Genomic DNA, 16,198 nt, shown 5'->3' on the forward strand with positions numbered 1-16,198 from the left:
GCTGTTCGGCGACGCCCCGCCACCCGCCGACCGCCCCCGGATCAGGGACTGACGATGATCAGCAGACGCCATATCCTGACCAGCGCCGGTGCTTTGGTCGCCACCGCCGGATTGCCGGTCACGACATGGGCAGCGACAACGGACATGCCGGGCCTGGCGTTCGTCTATGAAGCAATCGTCACGCTGGAGCCGACGCAGGAGGTCGGCCCCACACCCCTTGGCACAAGACGCCGCGTGCCGATCACCGGCGGCACCTTCGCCGGACCGCGCATCCGCGGCACGGTACTGGCGGGCGGCGCGGACTGGCAGCTGAAACGCGCCGATAACTGGACCGTGATCGAAGCGGACTATATGATGCGCGCCGATGACGGCACGCTGATTCATGTCCGCAATGTCGGCCTGACCAACAGCAGGGTGCCCGGCGCGACCAGCCGCTATCTGCGCACTATCCCCAGTTTCGAAGCGCCCACCGGCCCGCACGACTGGCTCAACCAGGCGATCTTCATCGGCACCATCGGCCCGCCGCCCGACGACGCACCCAAGCCATCGGTGCGCATCCGCGTCTATCGCGTCACATGAATTGCGCACTGCTCCTCCTCTGCGCGGTCATGATCGCTGGCGGCTGCACGACGACCAGCACATCGCAGGCGCCCACCAAAACCGTCGACAGCTGCACCCCGACCGCCCAGTTCGCCTTCGTCTGCGGCGCGACCAAGCCCGAAGACCTCGCCCATATCCCCGATACGCCCTGGATCATCGCCAGCGGCTTTGCCACCGGCGCCGGGCTCAAGCTGATCGACAGCCGCACCCGCCGCGCCAGCCTCTGGTTCAACGGTGCGCACGACCAAGTCGCGCCCGATCCCCGCTATCGCGATTGCGCGACGCCGCCAGATCCGAAACTCTTCACCGCCCGCGGCCTCAGCCTGCGCATGACCGGGGCGGGGCAGGGGAGGCTGTTGGTCGTCAATCACGGCGGACGCGAAGCCATCGAAGTCTTCGCGATCGATGCGCGCGGCGGTGGCGTCCCCACGCTCCAATGGCAGGGCTGCCTCGCCATGCCCGACGGCCATGTCGCCAATGCCGTCGCCTCCTATAGCGATGGCACCGTGATCGCGACCGTGCTGACGCGCCCAGGCACCAGCATCACCGATTTCGTCCTCGGCCGCGTCACCGGCGGCGTCTATGCGCGCGGCCCCGCCGATCGCGCCTTCCACCTGCTGCCCGGCACGGAGCTACCGGGCAATAACGGGCTGGAAACCGCGCGGGACGATAGCGGCTTCTACGTCATCGCCTTCGGCCTGCGCGAGGTGGTTGCCTATGCGCGCCAGGACACGCGCCAGCCGTTGTGGCGCGCGCAGGCGCCCGAATTTATGCCAGACAATATCCATTGGGACGGCGACCGACTGCTGCTGGCGGGCATGGTGCGCGACGAACCGGCCTGTGGGGGATTGCGCAAGATCGTCGATGGCGTCGCCGACGGCATGACCTGCCATCGCGGCTATGCCGTGGCCCAACTCGATCCGGCAACCCGGCGCTTTTCGCTGGTCGCTTATGGCCCGCCGGATCCAGCGTTCAACGGCGTATCGGCAGCGATCATCCTGGGTAACGATCTGTGGCTCGGCTCCTATCAGGCAGACCGGATCGCCATTCGTCGCCTGCCATAATTTGTATGAACTAGTTCGTACATTTTTCTTGCCGAAATATTATGTTGCGCGTAGAAGCGAGTCTGCAAGATCGGGACATATATTCCGACGCAGCGGGGAGGATCGGGCCAGTCATGGGCCAGCTTAGTCACATATCGACCCAACGCCATCCCGCCTCCGTTGGCGCGCGGCGGATCGCGGCATGAGAGCGACCGCAGAACAAGGCGCGATGCTCCGGCCAACCCGCGCACGGATCGGCATATTGGCGCTCATCAGCGTCGCTACGCTGCTCAACTATATGGATCGCGCCGTCATGGGCGTGGCCGCTCCTTCCCTGACCGCCGAACTCAAGATTTCGCCGGAGATGATGGGCTTCATCTTTTCCGCCTTCTCCTGGACCTATGCCGCGGCGCAAATTCCCGGCGGCCTGCTGCTCGATCGCCTCGGCACGCGCATCACCTATGCCGGGTCGCTGATCCTCTGGTCCTTCTTCACCCTCCTCCACGGCTTGGCCAGCAATGTGGCGATGTTGTTCGGCTTCCGTCTGGCGCTGGGCATGGCGGAGGCGCCTTGCTACCCGTGCAACAGCCGTATCTTGAGCAGTTGGTTCCCGCAGGATGAACGGGCGCGCGCCAATTCGGTCTATGCCGTGGGGCAATATGCGGGCCTGGCCTTTTTCAGCCCCGTCCTCTTCTGGGTGGTGGGCAGCTTCGGCTGGCGCGCCCTGTTCTTGATCGCAGGGGCGTTGGGCATGGCGTTCGGCCTGCTCATGTATGCCCGTTACCGCGATCCGGCCGACAGCCGCCGCGTCAACGCCGCCGAACTTGCCTATATCGAAGCGGGCGGCGGCGTCGCCATCGCCAAGGGTGATGAAAAAATCCCCTTCTCTTGGGCCAATGTCCGCAAGCTGATGGGCAAGCGCCAGATATTGGGCGCGTCGATCGGCCAGTTCTGCGGCAATTCGACGCTGGTCTTCTTCCTCACCTGGTTCCCGACCTATTTGGCGACCGAGCGCGGCATGGACTGGCTCAAATCCGGCACCTTCGCCGTGCTGCCCTATATCGCTGCGTCCGCTGGCGTATTGCTGGGCGGGCAGGTGTCCGACATGCTGATCCGCCGCACCGGCTCTGCCAATATCGGCCGTAAACTGCCGATCGTCGCGGGCCTGCTGCTCGCCTCCACCATCGTCGCGGCCAATTTCGTGCAGAGCAACACGCTGGTCATTGCCATCATGTCGATCGCCTTTTTCGGCCAGGGCATGGTCAATCTGGGCTGGACCCTGATTTCCGACGTCGCCCCGCGCCAATATATCGGCCTGACCGGCGGCGTCTTCAACCTGTGCGCCAACCTGGCGGGCATCGTCACGCCGATCGTCGTCGGCATCATCGTGGGGCAGACCGGTTCCTTCTACGGCGCGCTCGCCTTCATCGGCGTCCTCGCACTGGTCGGCGCCGCCGCCTATATTTTCATCGTGGGGGATGTGCGCCGGGTGGAACTGGATTGAGCCTGCAAACAGGCCAGTCATGCGTTTCGAAATGTACGAACTAGTTAGTAATAAAAGGGAGGATCATATGACATCAGCTTTCACCAAGCAGTTGCGACTGGGCGGTTCGGTGGCGACGCTCGCGCTATGCACGCTCACCGCGCCGACCTTCGCGCAGGATCAGGCCGCCCCGGCTGAGGAAGCCGCCACCGCGCTGGCCCCACCGGCCGCCGACGCATCCGCGCAACAGACAGCCGACATCGTCGTCACCGGATCGCTGATCGCCCGCCCCAATAATGTCGCCGTCAGCCCGATCGTCACCGTCTCGGATGAACTGGTCCAGCAGAGCGGCCAGATCACGCTGGAAGATTCGCTCAATCAGCTGCCCGGCTTCACCCCCTCGGGCAACGCAGGCACCGGCGGCCAGGGGGCGGGCGGTCGCGCCACGCTCAACCTGCGCGGTCTCGGCTCCAACCGCAATCTCGTCCTGCTCGACGGCCGTCGCCTGCCGCTGTCGGATATCAACGGCAATGTCGACATCAACATCCTGCCGGAATCGATCATCGGCTCGGTCGACGTCATCACCGGCGGCGCATCGGCCATCTACGGGTCGGACGCGATGTCCGGCGTCGTCAATTTCAAGACCGACAAATATTTCGACGGCATCCGCGGCGACATCCAGAACGGCAACAGCTTCCGCGGCGATTATGGCAAGTTCAACGCCTCGCTCGCGCTTGGCACCAAATTCGCCGACGACCGCGGCCGCCTGATGCTGGCCTTGAGCTACGGCCAGCGCGATCCGCTCTCCGGCTCGCAGCGCGGCTTCTTCTCGGACAAGGTGCCCTCGTCCTTCATCGGCACCGGCGCCTTCGTTCCTAACGCGCTCAACCTGCCGAACCAGGCGGTGTTGAACGGCCTGTTCGCCAGCTATGGCGTCAACCGCACGATCAACCCCACGCTGAACCTGGGCTTCAACAATGACGGATCGTTGTTCGTCCAAACGGGTGCCGTCAATTATAAGGGGCCGACGACCGGCGCCTATGCCGTCGTCGGCGGCAATGTCCGTATGCCGGTCGGCCCGCAGTTGCAGATTTTGAACGCCTTCGAACGCAAATCCGCCTTTGCCAAGGGCGAGTTCGACCTGACTGAAGCGCTGACCGCCTATGGCCAGTTCCTCTATGTCGATTCCACCGTCACCACCGAAAGCGGCGGCAGCCTGACGCAGTTCGCGCCCTTCACCACCATTCCGGTCAGCAATCCGTTCATCCCCAACGACCTGCGCACCCTGCTGGCGTCGCGCGCGAACCCCGGCGATCCCTTCCGCTGGAGCGCCCGCTATGTCGGCATCGGCGACAAGGGCTGGGACGAAAATTACCGGGTCCAGCAATATCTGGGCGGGCTGAAGGGCACGATCGGCGGATCGTGGAAGTTCGACGCCTTCGCCGCCTATGACGAAACCGTCCATAACCAGTCAATGTTCAACGCCGTCCTGAAAACGCGCGTGCAAACCCTGCTCAACGCCCCCGATGGCGGCGCGTCGCTGTGCGCGGGTGGCTTCAACCCCTTCGGCATCGCCAACGCGACCAGCCTGTCGCGCGAATGCCAGCAATATATGACCGCAACGATCAACAGTCGCGAACGGCTGACCCAGACGCAGGTCCAGGGCCAGGTCAACGGCCCGCTGTTCAACCTGCCCGCCGGGCCGGTCCAACTGGCATTGCTCGCCGGCTATCGCAAGAACACCTATAAATACGACCCCAGTTCCGATCTCGTCACCAACAATGTCGAAGGCGTCGTCGGATCGAACCCCGCCCGTGGCGAGATCAGCGTCAAGGAGTTTGCGGCACAGATCGACGTGCCCTTGCTGTCCGAAACCCCCTTCTTCCACGAACTGGGTGTCGGCGCGGCCTTCCGCTATTCTGACTATAAACCCAGCGGCAGCGTGAAGAGCTATGAATTCGACGCCCGCTGGCAACCGGTCCAGTCGCTGCTGATCCGCGGCAGCTACCAACGGGCTGTGCGCGCGCCCAATATCGGCGAACTCTTCTCGCCGGTCACCGGCTCGCAACTCGCCATCGGCACCCCGCCGCTCGCGATCGGCGATCCGTGCGACGTACGCTCGGCCGCCCGCACCGGCGCCAATGGCGCGCAGGTCCGCGGCCTCTGCCTGGCGCAGGGCATTCCCGCGGCCGCCATCGACGCCTATCAATTCGCCACCACCGCGACCGGCGGCAACATTCAGGGCAACGGCGCCCTGACCCCGGAAAAGGCGAACACCTTCAACGTGGGTTTCGTCTATAATCCCAAATTCTCGTCGCCCTGGCTGTCGGGCTTCTCCTTTTCGGTCGACTATTACAACATCAAGATCCGCAACGTCATATCGACCATCAACGGCCTGACCGTGCTCGCCAAATGCTATAATCTGGATGGATCGAACAGCAGCTACGCCAACAGCAACGAATTTTGCCGATTGGTCGAACGCGACCCCACCGGCCAGCTCGTCGCCATCGCCCAGCCTTATCTCAACCTCGGCGCACTCGACACCGACGGCGTCGATGTGCAGGTCAACTGGTCGCTTCGCCTGTCGGAAGCCGGCATCGGCGATGGCTCTGGCAAAATCTACGCCTCGTCCGCCATTGGCTGGCTGAACCATTATAAAGTCCAGACCCTGCCCGGTTCGGCGTCGCAGGATTTCGTCGGCACCAGCACGCCGGGCCGCCCGCTGCCCAAGTGGAAGGCGCTGACGACCCTGGGCTACAGCTCCGACGTCTTCGGCATCGGCCTGCGCTGGCGCTATCAGGGCAAGTTGCGTGACATCAGCGCCATCACCTCGCCCGCGGCCGAACAGGTGGGGGTGAAGCCCTATAATCTGTTCGATGTCTTCTCCACCGTCGACATCAACGACAATCTGCAACTGCGCGGCGGGGTCACCAATCTGTTCGACAAGGGCATTCCCTTCGTAGCCAGTTCGCAGAACGGCACGGATGCCGGCACCTACGACATGGTCGGCCGCTCCTTCTATGTCGGTGCGAAGTTCAAATTCTGACCTCCCCCGTTCCCCGCCGCCGCCCCGGCGGCGGGGAACACCCCTTGCTATCGGATCGCCCTCTTTTGACCCAGTCCCGCTCCGTTCCCCGCTACCTCACCGGCCTCATCGGCCGCGATATTCAGGCCTCGCTCTCGCCGCGCCTGCACGAAAGCGAAGCCGATGCGCAGGGCGTCCGCCTCATCTATCGCCTATTCGATTTCGCGGCGGACGGACGGGACGGATCGGACCTGCCGCGCCTGCTCGACGCGCTGCAGCTGGCCGGTTTCGCGGGCGTCAACATCACCCATCCTTATAAGCAGGCGGTGATCGCCCATCTCGATGATCTCTCGCCCCAGTCCGCGCAGATCGGTTCGGTCAACACCGTCGTCTTTCGCGACGGACGGCGGCTGGGCTTCAACACCGACGTCACCGGTTTTACCGAAAATCTCCGCACCGGCCTGCCGCCCCATGCCGCCTTCGATCATGTGGTTCAAATGGGCGCGGGCGGGGCAGGGGCGGCCACTGCCCATGCGCTGATGGACCTGGGCGTCCAGCATCTCACCCTGTTCGATTCCGACACGGCCCGCGCCGAAAACCTCTGCGCCGCCCTCTGCGCCATCCATGGCGCGGGGCGGGCGGACGTAGGGCATGACCTGCCCGCCGCGATCGCGCAGGCCGACGGTATCGTCAATGCGACCCCCATGGGCATGGCGGTCCATCCCGGATCGGCTATTCCCCGCGACCTGCTCGACCCGCGCCTGTGGGTTACCGACATCGTCTATTTCCCGCTCGAAACTCAATTGCTGCGCGACGCGCGAGAAGTGGGCTGCGCCACGCTCGACGGCGGCGGCATGACCATCTTTCAGGCGGTCGGCGCCTTCCATCATTTTACCGGCCTGGCCGCCGATCCGGTGCGCATGGGCGCCAATTTCCGCGCGGCGTTGCAGGGCTGACCGCCATGATCGACTGGCCGCATCCTTCTTGCCGTTCATGAACGATCCAGTACGTTATCGAAGCGTCGCGACGGAGGACTGACAAGCATGAGCCTGCAATTCGGCATCGCCACCGTATCGCTCAGCGGCACGCTGGAGGAAAAACTCCGCGCCGCCGCCACCGCCGGGTTCGATGGCGTGGAGATTTTCGAAAACGACCTGATCGCTTCGCCGCTGCGCCCGCGCGAAGTCCGCGCGATGCTCGATGATCTCGGCCTGTCCTGTATGCTCTACCAGCCGTTCCGTGATTTCGAAGGGATGCCCGGTGCCATGCGCCAACGCGCCTTCGATCGGGCGGAGGCCAAGTTCGACCTGATGGGCGAACTCGGTACGCGCCATATCCTGGTCTGCTCCAACTGTTCCCCCACGCGCTGGGCGAACGCAACCGCATCGTCGCCGACTTTCAGCAACTGGGCGAACTCGCCGCCAGCCGCGACATTATCGTCGGCTATGAAGCACTCGCCTGGGGCCGCCATGTCTTCGACCATCGGGACGCCTGGGCGATCGTGGAGGCGGTCGATCATCCCAATGTCGGCATCATCCTCGACAGTTTTCATTCCCTCTCCCGCGGCATTCCCAGCGACAGCATCCGCGCTATCCCCGCCGACAAGATCGCCTTCGTCCAATTGGCCGACGCGCCGAAACTGGATATGGACCTGCTCTACTGGAGCCGCCATTTCCGCAACTTTCCAGGGCAAGGCGGCCTCCCGGTCGAAGCCTATGTCGCGGAGATATTGGCGACCGGCTATACCGGCCCGCTCAGCCTCGAAATCTTCAACGACCGCTTTCGCGGCTGGTCCGCTGATCTGATTGCCGCCGATGGCCTGCGATCGCTGCGCCACGTCGAGGATGCAGCGCTGCGTCTGCTTGATCGGCCGACCGCCGCGCCACCACCGCCGCCCCATGTCCACCCCGAATTTGTCGAATTTGCCGTCGGCGACGCGGATGTCCCTGCGCTTGAAGCGATGTTCGGATCGCTCGGCTTCGTACGGACCGGCATCCATCCGACGAAGGCGGTCAGCCGCTGGCAGGCAGGCGCTGTCAATCTCGTCATCAACGCCGAACCGCACGGTTTCGGCCACGACTTCCACCAGACCCACGGACCATCCATCTGCGCCGTCGGCCTTGTCGTGCCGGATCGTGACGCCGTCGCCGCCCGCGCCGCGCATCTGGGTATCCGCGCGGTCGATGATCATGACGCGCCGGGCAATTTGGCGTTCCCCGCCCTGCGCGGCATCGGCGGCAGCCTTGTCTATCTCGTCGGCGCGAACGAGGTCGGCGCGATGTGGGACGCCGAATTTACCCCAACAGGCGGGGTCCATGACGATGCGCCGCTCGCCATCGATCATCTGGCCGCCGTGGTGCGGATCGAGGAATATCTGTCCTGGCAACTCTATTGGCGCGCACTCTTCGGCCTTCAGCAAAGTTTCCAGGCCGACGTCATCGATCCTTCGGGCCTGGTCTTGAGTCAGCCGCTACAGTCGTCCGATGGCGCCTTGCGTATTACTCTCAATGCATCCGAAGCGCTCGGCACGCTCTCGTCGCGCTTCGTCGAACATAATCTGGGCGGCGGCTATCAGCATATCGCCCTGGCGACGCCGGACCTGTTGGCAACGGCCGATCGCATGGTCGCGAAGGCCGCCGACATCCTGCCGATCCCGGCCAACTATTATGACGATATCGCGGCGCGCTTTGGCCTGGACGATACCCGCCGCGATGCTTTGGCGCAGGCGGACATTCTCTATGATGCTGACGGCGTTGGCGATTATCTCCAACTCTACAGCCGCGCCTTCCGCAAGCGCTTCTTCTTCGAATTTGTCGAGCGCCACGAGTATCAGGGCTATGGTGCCCCCAATGCCAGCATCCGGCTCGCATCGCAGGAACGCTATAAATATGCGGCGACGGTGATGGATTGAACCTTGAAGCAGGATGTCTTTGTTTCGACCCGTCGGTTCGAGCGCAGTCGAGCAGCTGGCACCGCCATACCCAGCTCTACTAGCACCGCCAGGCTCAGCTTTGCCTCATGTCTCGGCTTCGCTCAAAACGGACCCCACATGATGTCCCAACATTAATCCATCCTGCGCCATGGGCGCGGTGGGACAACAGCGCGGGCGGTATTGGCCGCGCCACCCGGCAGGATGGCGCGATATCGGCGTCACGCCTCCGTGTCGGCCTTGCTCGCCTTGATGCCCAACTTCCTGCGCGGCGACTTGGCCGGGCTTTTCGCCTTGGCCGGTTCCGCCGCCGACATATCCGCTGCAACCTTAGCCTTACGCCCGCGCTTGGCCGCAGGCCCGCTGGTCGCCACAGTCTCGTCCGACGTCTTGGCCTTGCTATCCGCTACGCTGGCGGGTGCTGCCGTCTTTCGGCGACCGGCCTTCGGCTTGGCCGCGTTGGCTTGCGTCGGGCTTTGTTCGACCGATGGCGCGGCCCCCGCCGCCGCTGCCGCCCGCGCCTGCGTGCCACGCTGGCCCAGCCCCAGCTTCTGCGCCACGGCACGACGCTGCTCGGAATAGGCCTGCGCCACTATGGGGTAGGATTCGGGCAATCCGTACCGTTGGCGATATTCCGCAGGCGTCAGGCCATGGGTCGCCAGATGCCGCTTGAGCGTCTTGTACGGCCGCCCGTCGATCAGGCTCAATATATGATCGCGCGACGCGATGCTCTTGCGCACGCTCACCGCCGGCACATGCTCGACCGTCTCGTCGGGAGCGGGAACAGTCTCCGCAATCAGCGCAGCGCGCGTCGACTGGATCAACCCTGCCAGGTCTTCGCTCGCGACTATATTATTAGCGACATAAGCGCTCAGCAACTGAACCGTCAGGCTGATGTAATCGGGCTGCTCGATGTCGGCCATGCAATATATCCTATCCAGATTGACCGGGCCTTCGGCTATGGGTCGTCATTGGGTGGCCCGGATGACCTTGTGCCGTCCTGCAGCGCATTTGTCAAAAACTGTTCGGCCTTGAAAAGCAAATCCTATTATGGCGTCAGGCACGAAGACTGATCCATGTCATTGCCCGATTGGTCGGCGGCTACGCTATACTCATCATCATTGCGTGGGATGCTGGCATGATATTCACCGGATCATGCCATCTCCACAGAGCGTAAAATTCACGCCTCGCCCGCCGATCCGCCCAACGCCTTGACCAGCGCAATGCTTGCACGCATCCGCGCGATCTCCGCGCTCAGCAGCGCATTTTGCGCATCGAGCGCGTCGGTCTGGGCCGTGACGACCTCCAGATAGTCGGACGCCCCGTCGCGATAGCGGGTGAAGGCCAGATCGCTGGTCCGCTGCGCCGCGTGCGCCGCATCGCGCTGATCGACCAGCTGCACCGACAGGTGCCGCAACGCCGCGATGCCATCCTCCACCTGCCGGAACGCGCCCAGCACGGTGTCGCGGTAGAGCGCGGCCTGCTCGTCATATTCGGCCCGCGACAATTGCACCTGCGCCCGTCGCCGCCCGCCATCGAACAGCGTCAGCGCCGCGGCCAGCGGTCCCAGCCCCCACACGCTGTTGGGCGTCGTCAGCAATTCGCCATGCGTCGTCTGCCATCCACCGCTCAGCCCCAGCGTCAGCGACGGAAAAAACGCCGCCCGCGCCACGCCGATACGCGCATTGTTGGCGAACATCCGCCGCTCCGCCGCCGCGATATCGGGCCGCCGTTGCAGCAATGTCGACGGCGCGCCTGTCGGCACGTCCGGCGCAGTCAGCGTCTGCACTTGCGGCGCAATCGAAAAATCGGATGCCACCGCCCCCACCAGCGCCGCCAGTTCATGCTCGGTCGCGGCGCGATCGTTCGCCACTGCCGAAATACGCGCCTTTGCATTGCTCAGCGTCGTGCGTGCCCGATTGACGTCGATGCCCGATGCGATCCCGCCCTCATGCCGCGTGTCGGTCAACCGATAGGCGCGGTCGAACGCCTCCACCGACCGGTGCAGCAGGTCCGCCTGCGCATCCAGCCCGCGCAGCCGCGCATAGGCGTCGGCGACTGCCGCCTGGAGGCTGAGGCGCGCGGCCGCCAGGTCGGCCTGGCTCGCCTCCGCGTCCGCCCGCGTCGCCTTCACGCTGTTGCGGATGCGCCCCCACAGGTCCAATTCATAGTCCAGCGTCGCGCCGATCGAATAATCATTATAGGTCGGCGCGGTGCCGTTGCCCTGAAAGCGATTGCCCGACAGACGCTGGCGTGCCGCGTCAGCACCCACGCCCACGGTCGGCACCAGGTCGGACGCCTCGACCCGCGCCACCGCCCGCGCTTGGTCATAGCGCGCCAGCGCCGCCGCGAGCGTCGGGCTGGCCGCCTCGGCCCGCACTTCCAGTTCGTTCAGCACCGGATCGCCGAACCGCTCCCACCACGGTCCACGCGGCGCCATGTCCATCGGCGTCGCCTGCGTCCAGCCCGCCATTTCCTTATAGGCCTGGGGCGCGGCAATCTGCGGTGGCTGATAGGCTGGCGCCATCGAACAGGCGCCCAGCAGGCCAAGCCCCAAAGACCCAGCCATGCGGCTCAAAGACCTAGCCCGCACGACCCGCGCCCTTGCCACCCGATGCCGCCTGCACATTCACCCGGTCGCCCGACTGGATAGAATCGGGCGGCGAATCGATCACCCGATCGCCCGCCTTAACCCCGCTCGCCACCAGCACCGTCGCGCCTTCATCGCGGGCGATGCTGATCGGCCGCACGCTCACGCGGCTGTCGCGACCGACCACGGCGACGGTAGGACCGCTATTGCCGTAAAGGATGGCGCTGCCCGGCAGGCTGAGGCCATTGCCGCCCCCTTGTCCGACATCGAAATCGACCTGCGCAAAGGCGCCCGGCTTCAACGCCCGATCCGGATTGGCCGCCTGCAATTCGACCAGCACCGCGCCCGATTGCGTATCCACGGCCCCCGCACTGCGCGTCAGCGTCGCGGCAAAGCTGCGCCCGGGATATTCCGGCAGGATCAGCTTGGCGGGCATGCCTACCTTCAACTGCGCCGAATAGCCCTGCGGCACGCGCACATAAATGCGCATCCGGTGCACGTCGGACACGGTGAACAAAGGCTGCGACGCGGCATTGCCCGCCACCACCAGCGCGCCGATCTGCGCCGCCCGGCTCGTCACCACCCCGTCGAACGGCGCCGCCAGCCGGGTAAAGCCCTGCATCGCGCGCAGCCGTTTCACATTCGCCATCGCCGCGTTGGACAGCGCGGACTTGGCGGCCAGGTCGCCCGCCTTCTCGTCCGATTCCTGCTGCGACACCGCGTCCTTCGCCAGCATCACGCTCCACCGCTTCGCCGTCGTCCCCGCCAGCCGCTGATTGGCGAGCGCGGTCTGGTAATCGGCCTGCGCCTGCGCCAGCTGCTGGTCGATTTCGGGCGCATCCAGCACCGCCAGCGCCTGGCCCGCCCGCACGGTGTCGCCGATATCCGCCAGCCAGCGGCGTACATAGCCATTGGTCCGCGCATAGATGGCCGCGCTGTTATAGGCCTGCACATTGCCCGGCAGCACCAGCGATCCACTGCTCGCGCCACCCTTGGGCGATATGACCGCCACGCTCGGGATCGCGGCTTGCGAAGCGGTATCGCGCAGCTCGTTGGTCGCGCTGATCCGCGTAGCGACCCCCACCCCGACGACCAGCAGGGCGACGATCCCCGCGCCAATGCCCACGCGCTTCAGCGTCCGGCTGTCGGGACCGGTCTCGGCCGGATGTTCGGGGTGCGATGGTTCATGCATGGCTGGGCTGATATTCCATTTGGGGATCGATGGCCTTGGTACGACGATGGACGAAGGCGAAGATCACGGGCACGAAAAAGAGCGTGGCGACAGTGGCGCAGATCAACCCGCCGATCACGGCTCGGCCCAGCGGCGCATTCTGCTCGCCCCCTTCGCCCAGGCCCAGCGCCATCGGACCCATGCCGATGATCATGGCGAGCGCGGTCATCAGCACCGGGCGGAACCGCACCAGGCCCGCCTCCATCGCCGCCTTGGTCGCATCGCCCAGTTCGGCCAGCTTCTCCCGCGCGAAACTGACGACCAGGATGGAGTTCGCGGTGGCGACCCCCATGCACATGATCGCACCCGTCAGCGCCGGGACGGACAGGGTGGTGCCGGTAATGAACAGCATCCACACGATGCCGGCGAGCGCGGCGGGCAGGGCGGTGATGATGACGAAGGGATCGACCCAGCTCTGGAAGTTGACCACGATCAGCAGGTAGATCAGCACGATCGCCCCCGCCAGACCAAAGCCAAGCCCCGAAAAGGCGGTGTTCATCGTCGCATATTGGCCGCGCATCGTGACGGTCGCGCCTTTGGGCGCCTCCGCTTCCAGCGATTTGATCGCGGCGTTGATGTCGCCCGCCACCGCACCCAGGTCACGCCCCTGCACGGTGGCATAGATGTCCAGCACCGGCGCGATATTATAATGCGACACCACCGGCACCGTGCTCGACCGTTCGATCGTGGCAAGGCCGCCCAGTTGCTGGACCGCGCCATTGCTGCTGCTTGCGGCGGATACGGGCAGGTTGGCCAGATCGCTGATCGACCCTACCAAATATTCGGGCGCTTGCGCCACCACCGGATAGGACACCCCGCTCTTGGGATCGACGAAGAAGACCGGTGCGGTCTGCGCCGTCCCTGCCAGCGAACTGGCGATGCTGGTGGTCACGTCCCGCTCGGTCAGCCCATATTGCCCCGCGCGCGATCGATCCACATCGACATTGAGTTGCGGCGAGCGCCCCGGCTGCTGGATACGCGCATCGGCCAGGCCCGGGATAGTCGCGACCTTCGCCAGCAGCTTCTGCGCATAGGCGCGGTTGCCCGCCGCATCCTTGCCCGCAATCTGGATGTCGATCGGGGCAGGGGCGCCGAAATTCAGGATCTGGCTGGTAATGTCGGCTGGCAGGAAGGCGAAGTTGGTGCCGGGGAAGCGGCGCGGCAATTCCCGCCGCAGCGTCGCCACGATATCGTCGGTCGGGCGATGGCCCTTTTTCAACGACACCAGCATGTCGCCATCCTGCGGGCCGATCGTCCCGCTATTATTATAGACGGTGTTGATCGAACTGACCGGCAGGCCGATATTGTCGGTGATCGCGCCCAATTCGGCCGCGGGCACAAGTCCCTCGACCGCCTGGGCGATCCGCTCGAACCGCGCGGCCGTATCCTCGATCCGGCTGCCCACCGGCACGCGGATATGCATGGCGATCTGCCCGCTATCGACCGCCGGAAAGAAATTGCTGCCCAGCATCGGCAGCAACGCAAAGGACAGGATCACCACGCCCATGAAGCCCAGCAGGAACGGCTTGCGCGCATTGAGCGCCCGACGCAGCAACCCGACATAGCCATGGCGGATCGTTTCGAACTTCTTCTCGAACCCGCGTTGAAACCGCACAAGCACATTGCGCGACTGTTCGCTCCCGGCCAAATGCCCGTCGCCATGCTCAACATGGGGCTTCAAGAGATACATCGCCATCGTCGGCACCAAGGTGCGCGACAGGATGAAGGACGCGATCATCGCGAACACCACCGCCAGCGCCATCGGCACAAACAGGAAACCTGCGACCCCCGGCAGGAAGAACATCGGCACGAACACGATACAGATGCACAGCAGGGATACGAAGGCCGGGGTCACGATCTGCGCCGCGCCGTCCAAAATGGACTCCACGACGCCCTTGCCCTGTTCCAGATGCCAGTTGATATTCTCGATCGTCACCGTGGCGTCGTCCACCAATATGCCGACCGCCAGCGCCAGCCCGCCCAGCGTCATGACATTCAGCGTCTGGCCGAACAGTGCCAGCGCCGCGACCGCCGCCAGAATCGCCAGCGGGATCGACAGCGCGATGATCACGGTCGATCGCCACGATCCCAAAAACAGCAGGATCATCAGCGACGTCAGCGCCGCGGCCAGCGCGCCTTCATGAATCACGCCCTCGACCGCCGCCTTCACGAATACGGACTGGTCGCCGATCACCAATATCTTCAGGCTCTCGGGCAGCGTTTCGCTGACCTTGGGCAGCGCTTCCTTCACGCCATCCACGATCGCCAAAGTCGATGTCGCCCCGTTTTTCAGCGCGGTCAGCAGCACCGACCGACGCCCCTCGACATGCACGACATTGGTCTGCGGGCCATTGCCGTCACGGACATAGGCGATGTCGCGCATATAGATGGTCGCGCCATTGACCACCTTGACCGGCAGGTTGTTGAGCGCTTCGATCGTGCCGGGCGCATTGTTCAGCCGCACGCTATATTGGGTCGCGCCGATCTTGACGAAGCCCGCCGGATTGATCTGGTTCTGCGCGGCGATCGCATTGCCGACATCCTGTGCGGTCAGCCCCTTGGACTGCAACGCCACGGGATTAAGGTCGATCTGGATCTGCCGCTGCTTGCCGCCCGAAGGGAAGGGCATGGCAAGGCCGGGAATAGTGATCAGCGGCGGACGGATCTGGTTCTGGCCCAGGTCGAACAATTGCTGTTCCGACAATCCCTTGCCCGACAACGCCAGTTGCAGGATCGGCACGGTCGACGCGCTATAATTCAGGATCAGCGGCGGCGTGATCCCCGGTGGCATCTGGCGCAGCACCGTCTGCGATACCGACGTCACCTGCGCCGTCGCCGTGCGGATGTCTGCGCCCGGCTGGAAATAGATTTTGACGATGCCGATGCCTTGCATCGACTGGCTCTCGATATGCTCGATATCGTTAACCGTCGTGGTCAGCACTCGCTCATAGGGGCCGATGATCCGGTTGCTCATATCTTCGGGCGGCAGGCCGGAATATTGCCACGCCACCGCGATCACCGGAATGCGAATATTGGGAAAGATGTCGACAGGCGTACGGATCGCCGCCAACAAGCCGACGATCGCGATCAATATCGCCATGACGATGAAGGTCAGCGGCCGATGCAGCGCAACCTTGACGATACCGATCAACCCGTGACTCCCGCCTTCGCAGCGCCGACGACCACCGCCACACGCCCGATGCCTACCCCTCCGCCAGAATTGCCTGCCGATAACAACGGGACCGGACGCAAAAACCGCCATGCCGCCGCTGCGCCGTGCGCAGGGTCATCGCTTTT

At 64.6% G+C, this 16,198-nt stretch carries 10 protein-coding genes and 1 pseudogene; 7 read left to right on the top strand and 4 right to left on the bottom strand.

The annotated features are described in order from the left end of the window. The 7 genes and pseudogenes from U5A89_RS00005 to U5A89_RS00035 all read left to right on the top strand — a co-directional run. Positions 1-579 (top strand): DUF3237 domain-containing protein (locus U5A89_RS00005; protein ID WP_338159178.1); only part of this gene is annotated, 579 nt, incomplete at its 5' end. Further along, a complete protein-coding gene (locus U5A89_RS00010; protein WP_338159179.1) occupies positions 576-1,664 on the top strand; it encodes a hypothetical protein in 1,089 nt (362 codons plus the stop codon). The genes U5A89_RS00005 and U5A89_RS00010, both read left to right, overlap by 4 nt. Positions 1,665-1,845: 181 nt before the next feature. Further along, positions 1,846-3,147, top strand: a complete 1,302-nt coding sequence (locus U5A89_RS00015) for an MFS transporter (protein WP_338159180.1) — start codon at positions 1,846-1,848, stop codon at positions 3,145-3,147. A gap of 67 nt (positions 3,148-3,214) precedes the next feature. Continuing rightward, complete coding sequence (locus U5A89_RS00020; protein WP_338159181.1) at positions 3,215-6,172, top strand: TonB-dependent receptor domain-containing protein; 2,958 nt, start codon at positions 3,215-3,217, stop codon at positions 6,170-6,172. Positions 6,173-6,237: 65 nt separating this feature from the next. Next, positions 6,238-7,107 (top strand): shikimate dehydrogenase, encoded by an 870-nt coding sequence (locus U5A89_RS00025; protein ID WP_338159182.1) that lies wholly within the window; start codon positions 6,238-6,240, stop codon positions 7,105-7,107. A gap of 87 nt (positions 7,108-7,194) precedes the next feature. Continuing rightward, positions 7,195-7,440 (top strand): annotated as a pseudogene (locus U5A89_RS00030) (sugar phosphate isomerase/epimerase family protein); the annotation flags it as partial. Positions 7,441-7,556: 116 nt separating this feature from the next. Next, positions 7,557-9,062 (top strand): bifunctional sugar phosphate isomerase/epimerase/4-hydroxyphenylpyruvate dioxygenase family protein, encoded by a 1,506-nt coding sequence (locus U5A89_RS00035; RefSeq protein ID WP_338160120.1) that lies wholly within the window; start codon positions 7,557-7,559, stop codon positions 9,060-9,062. Positions 9,063-9,301: 239 nt separating this feature from the next. Here the strand turns inward: U5A89_RS00035 and U5A89_RS00040 are convergent, their stop codons facing one another. The 4 genes from U5A89_RS00040 to U5A89_RS00055 form a co-directional block, all read right to left on the bottom strand. Continuing rightward, positions 9,302-10,003, bottom strand: a complete 702-nt coding sequence (locus U5A89_RS00040; protein ID WP_338159183.1) for a Ros/MucR family transcriptional regulator — start codon at positions 10,001-10,003, stop codon at positions 9,302-9,304. A gap of 257 nt (positions 10,004-10,260) precedes the next feature. Continuing rightward, positions 10,261-11,649 carry an efflux transporter outer membrane subunit gene (locus U5A89_RS00045; protein ID WP_338159184.1) on the bottom strand — a complete coding sequence of 463 codons (1,389 nt, stop codon included), beginning with the start codon at positions 11,647-11,649 and terminating at the stop codon, positions 10,261-10,263. A gap of 13 nt (positions 11,650-11,662) precedes the next feature. Further along, on the bottom strand, positions 11,663-12,862 hold the full coding sequence (locus U5A89_RS00050; RefSeq protein WP_338159185.1) for an efflux RND transporter periplasmic adaptor subunit: 1,200 nt from the start codon (positions 12,860-12,862) through the stop codon (positions 11,663-11,665). Continuing rightward, positions 12,855-16,052, bottom strand: a complete 3,198-nt coding sequence (locus U5A89_RS00055; RefSeq protein WP_338159186.1) for an efflux RND transporter permease subunit — start codon at positions 16,050-16,052, stop codon at positions 12,855-12,857. Before U5A89_RS00055 ends, U5A89_RS00050 begins: the two co-directional genes overlap by 8 nt. Positions 16,053-16,198 lie beyond the last annotated feature (146 nt).

The sequence above is a fragment of the Sphingobium sp. HWE2-09 genome, from assembly GCF_035989265.1.
Classification (GTDB): domain Bacteria; phylum Pseudomonadota; class Alphaproteobacteria; order Sphingomonadales; family Sphingomonadaceae; genus Sphingobium.

What these genes read in the sequence shown, in the direction of transcription:
- U5A89_RS00010 (WP_338159179.1), top strand. Translation starts at nt 576, where the DNA reads ATGAATTGCGCACTGCTCCTCCTCTGCGCGGTCATGATCGCTGGCGGC.
- U5A89_RS00015 (WP_338159180.1), top strand. Translation starts at nt 1,846, where the DNA reads ATGAGAGCGACCGCAGAACAAGGCGCGATGCTCCGGCCAACCCGCGCA.
- U5A89_RS00020 (WP_338159181.1), top strand. Translation starts at nt 3,215, where the DNA reads ATGACATCAGCTTTCACCAAGCAGTTGCGACTGGGCGGTTCGGTGGCG.
- U5A89_RS00040 (WP_338159183.1), bottom strand. Translation starts at nt 10,003, where the DNA reads ATGGCCGACATCGAGCAGCCCGATTACATCAGCCTGACGGTTCAGTTG.
- U5A89_RS00045 (WP_338159184.1), bottom strand. Translation starts at nt 11,649, where the DNA reads ATGGCTGGGTCTTTGGGGCTTGGCCTGCTGGGCGCCTGTTCGATGGCG.
- U5A89_RS00050 (WP_338159185.1), bottom strand. Translation starts at nt 12,862, where the DNA reads ATGCATGAACCATCGCACCCCGAACATCCGGCCGAGACCGGTCCCGAC.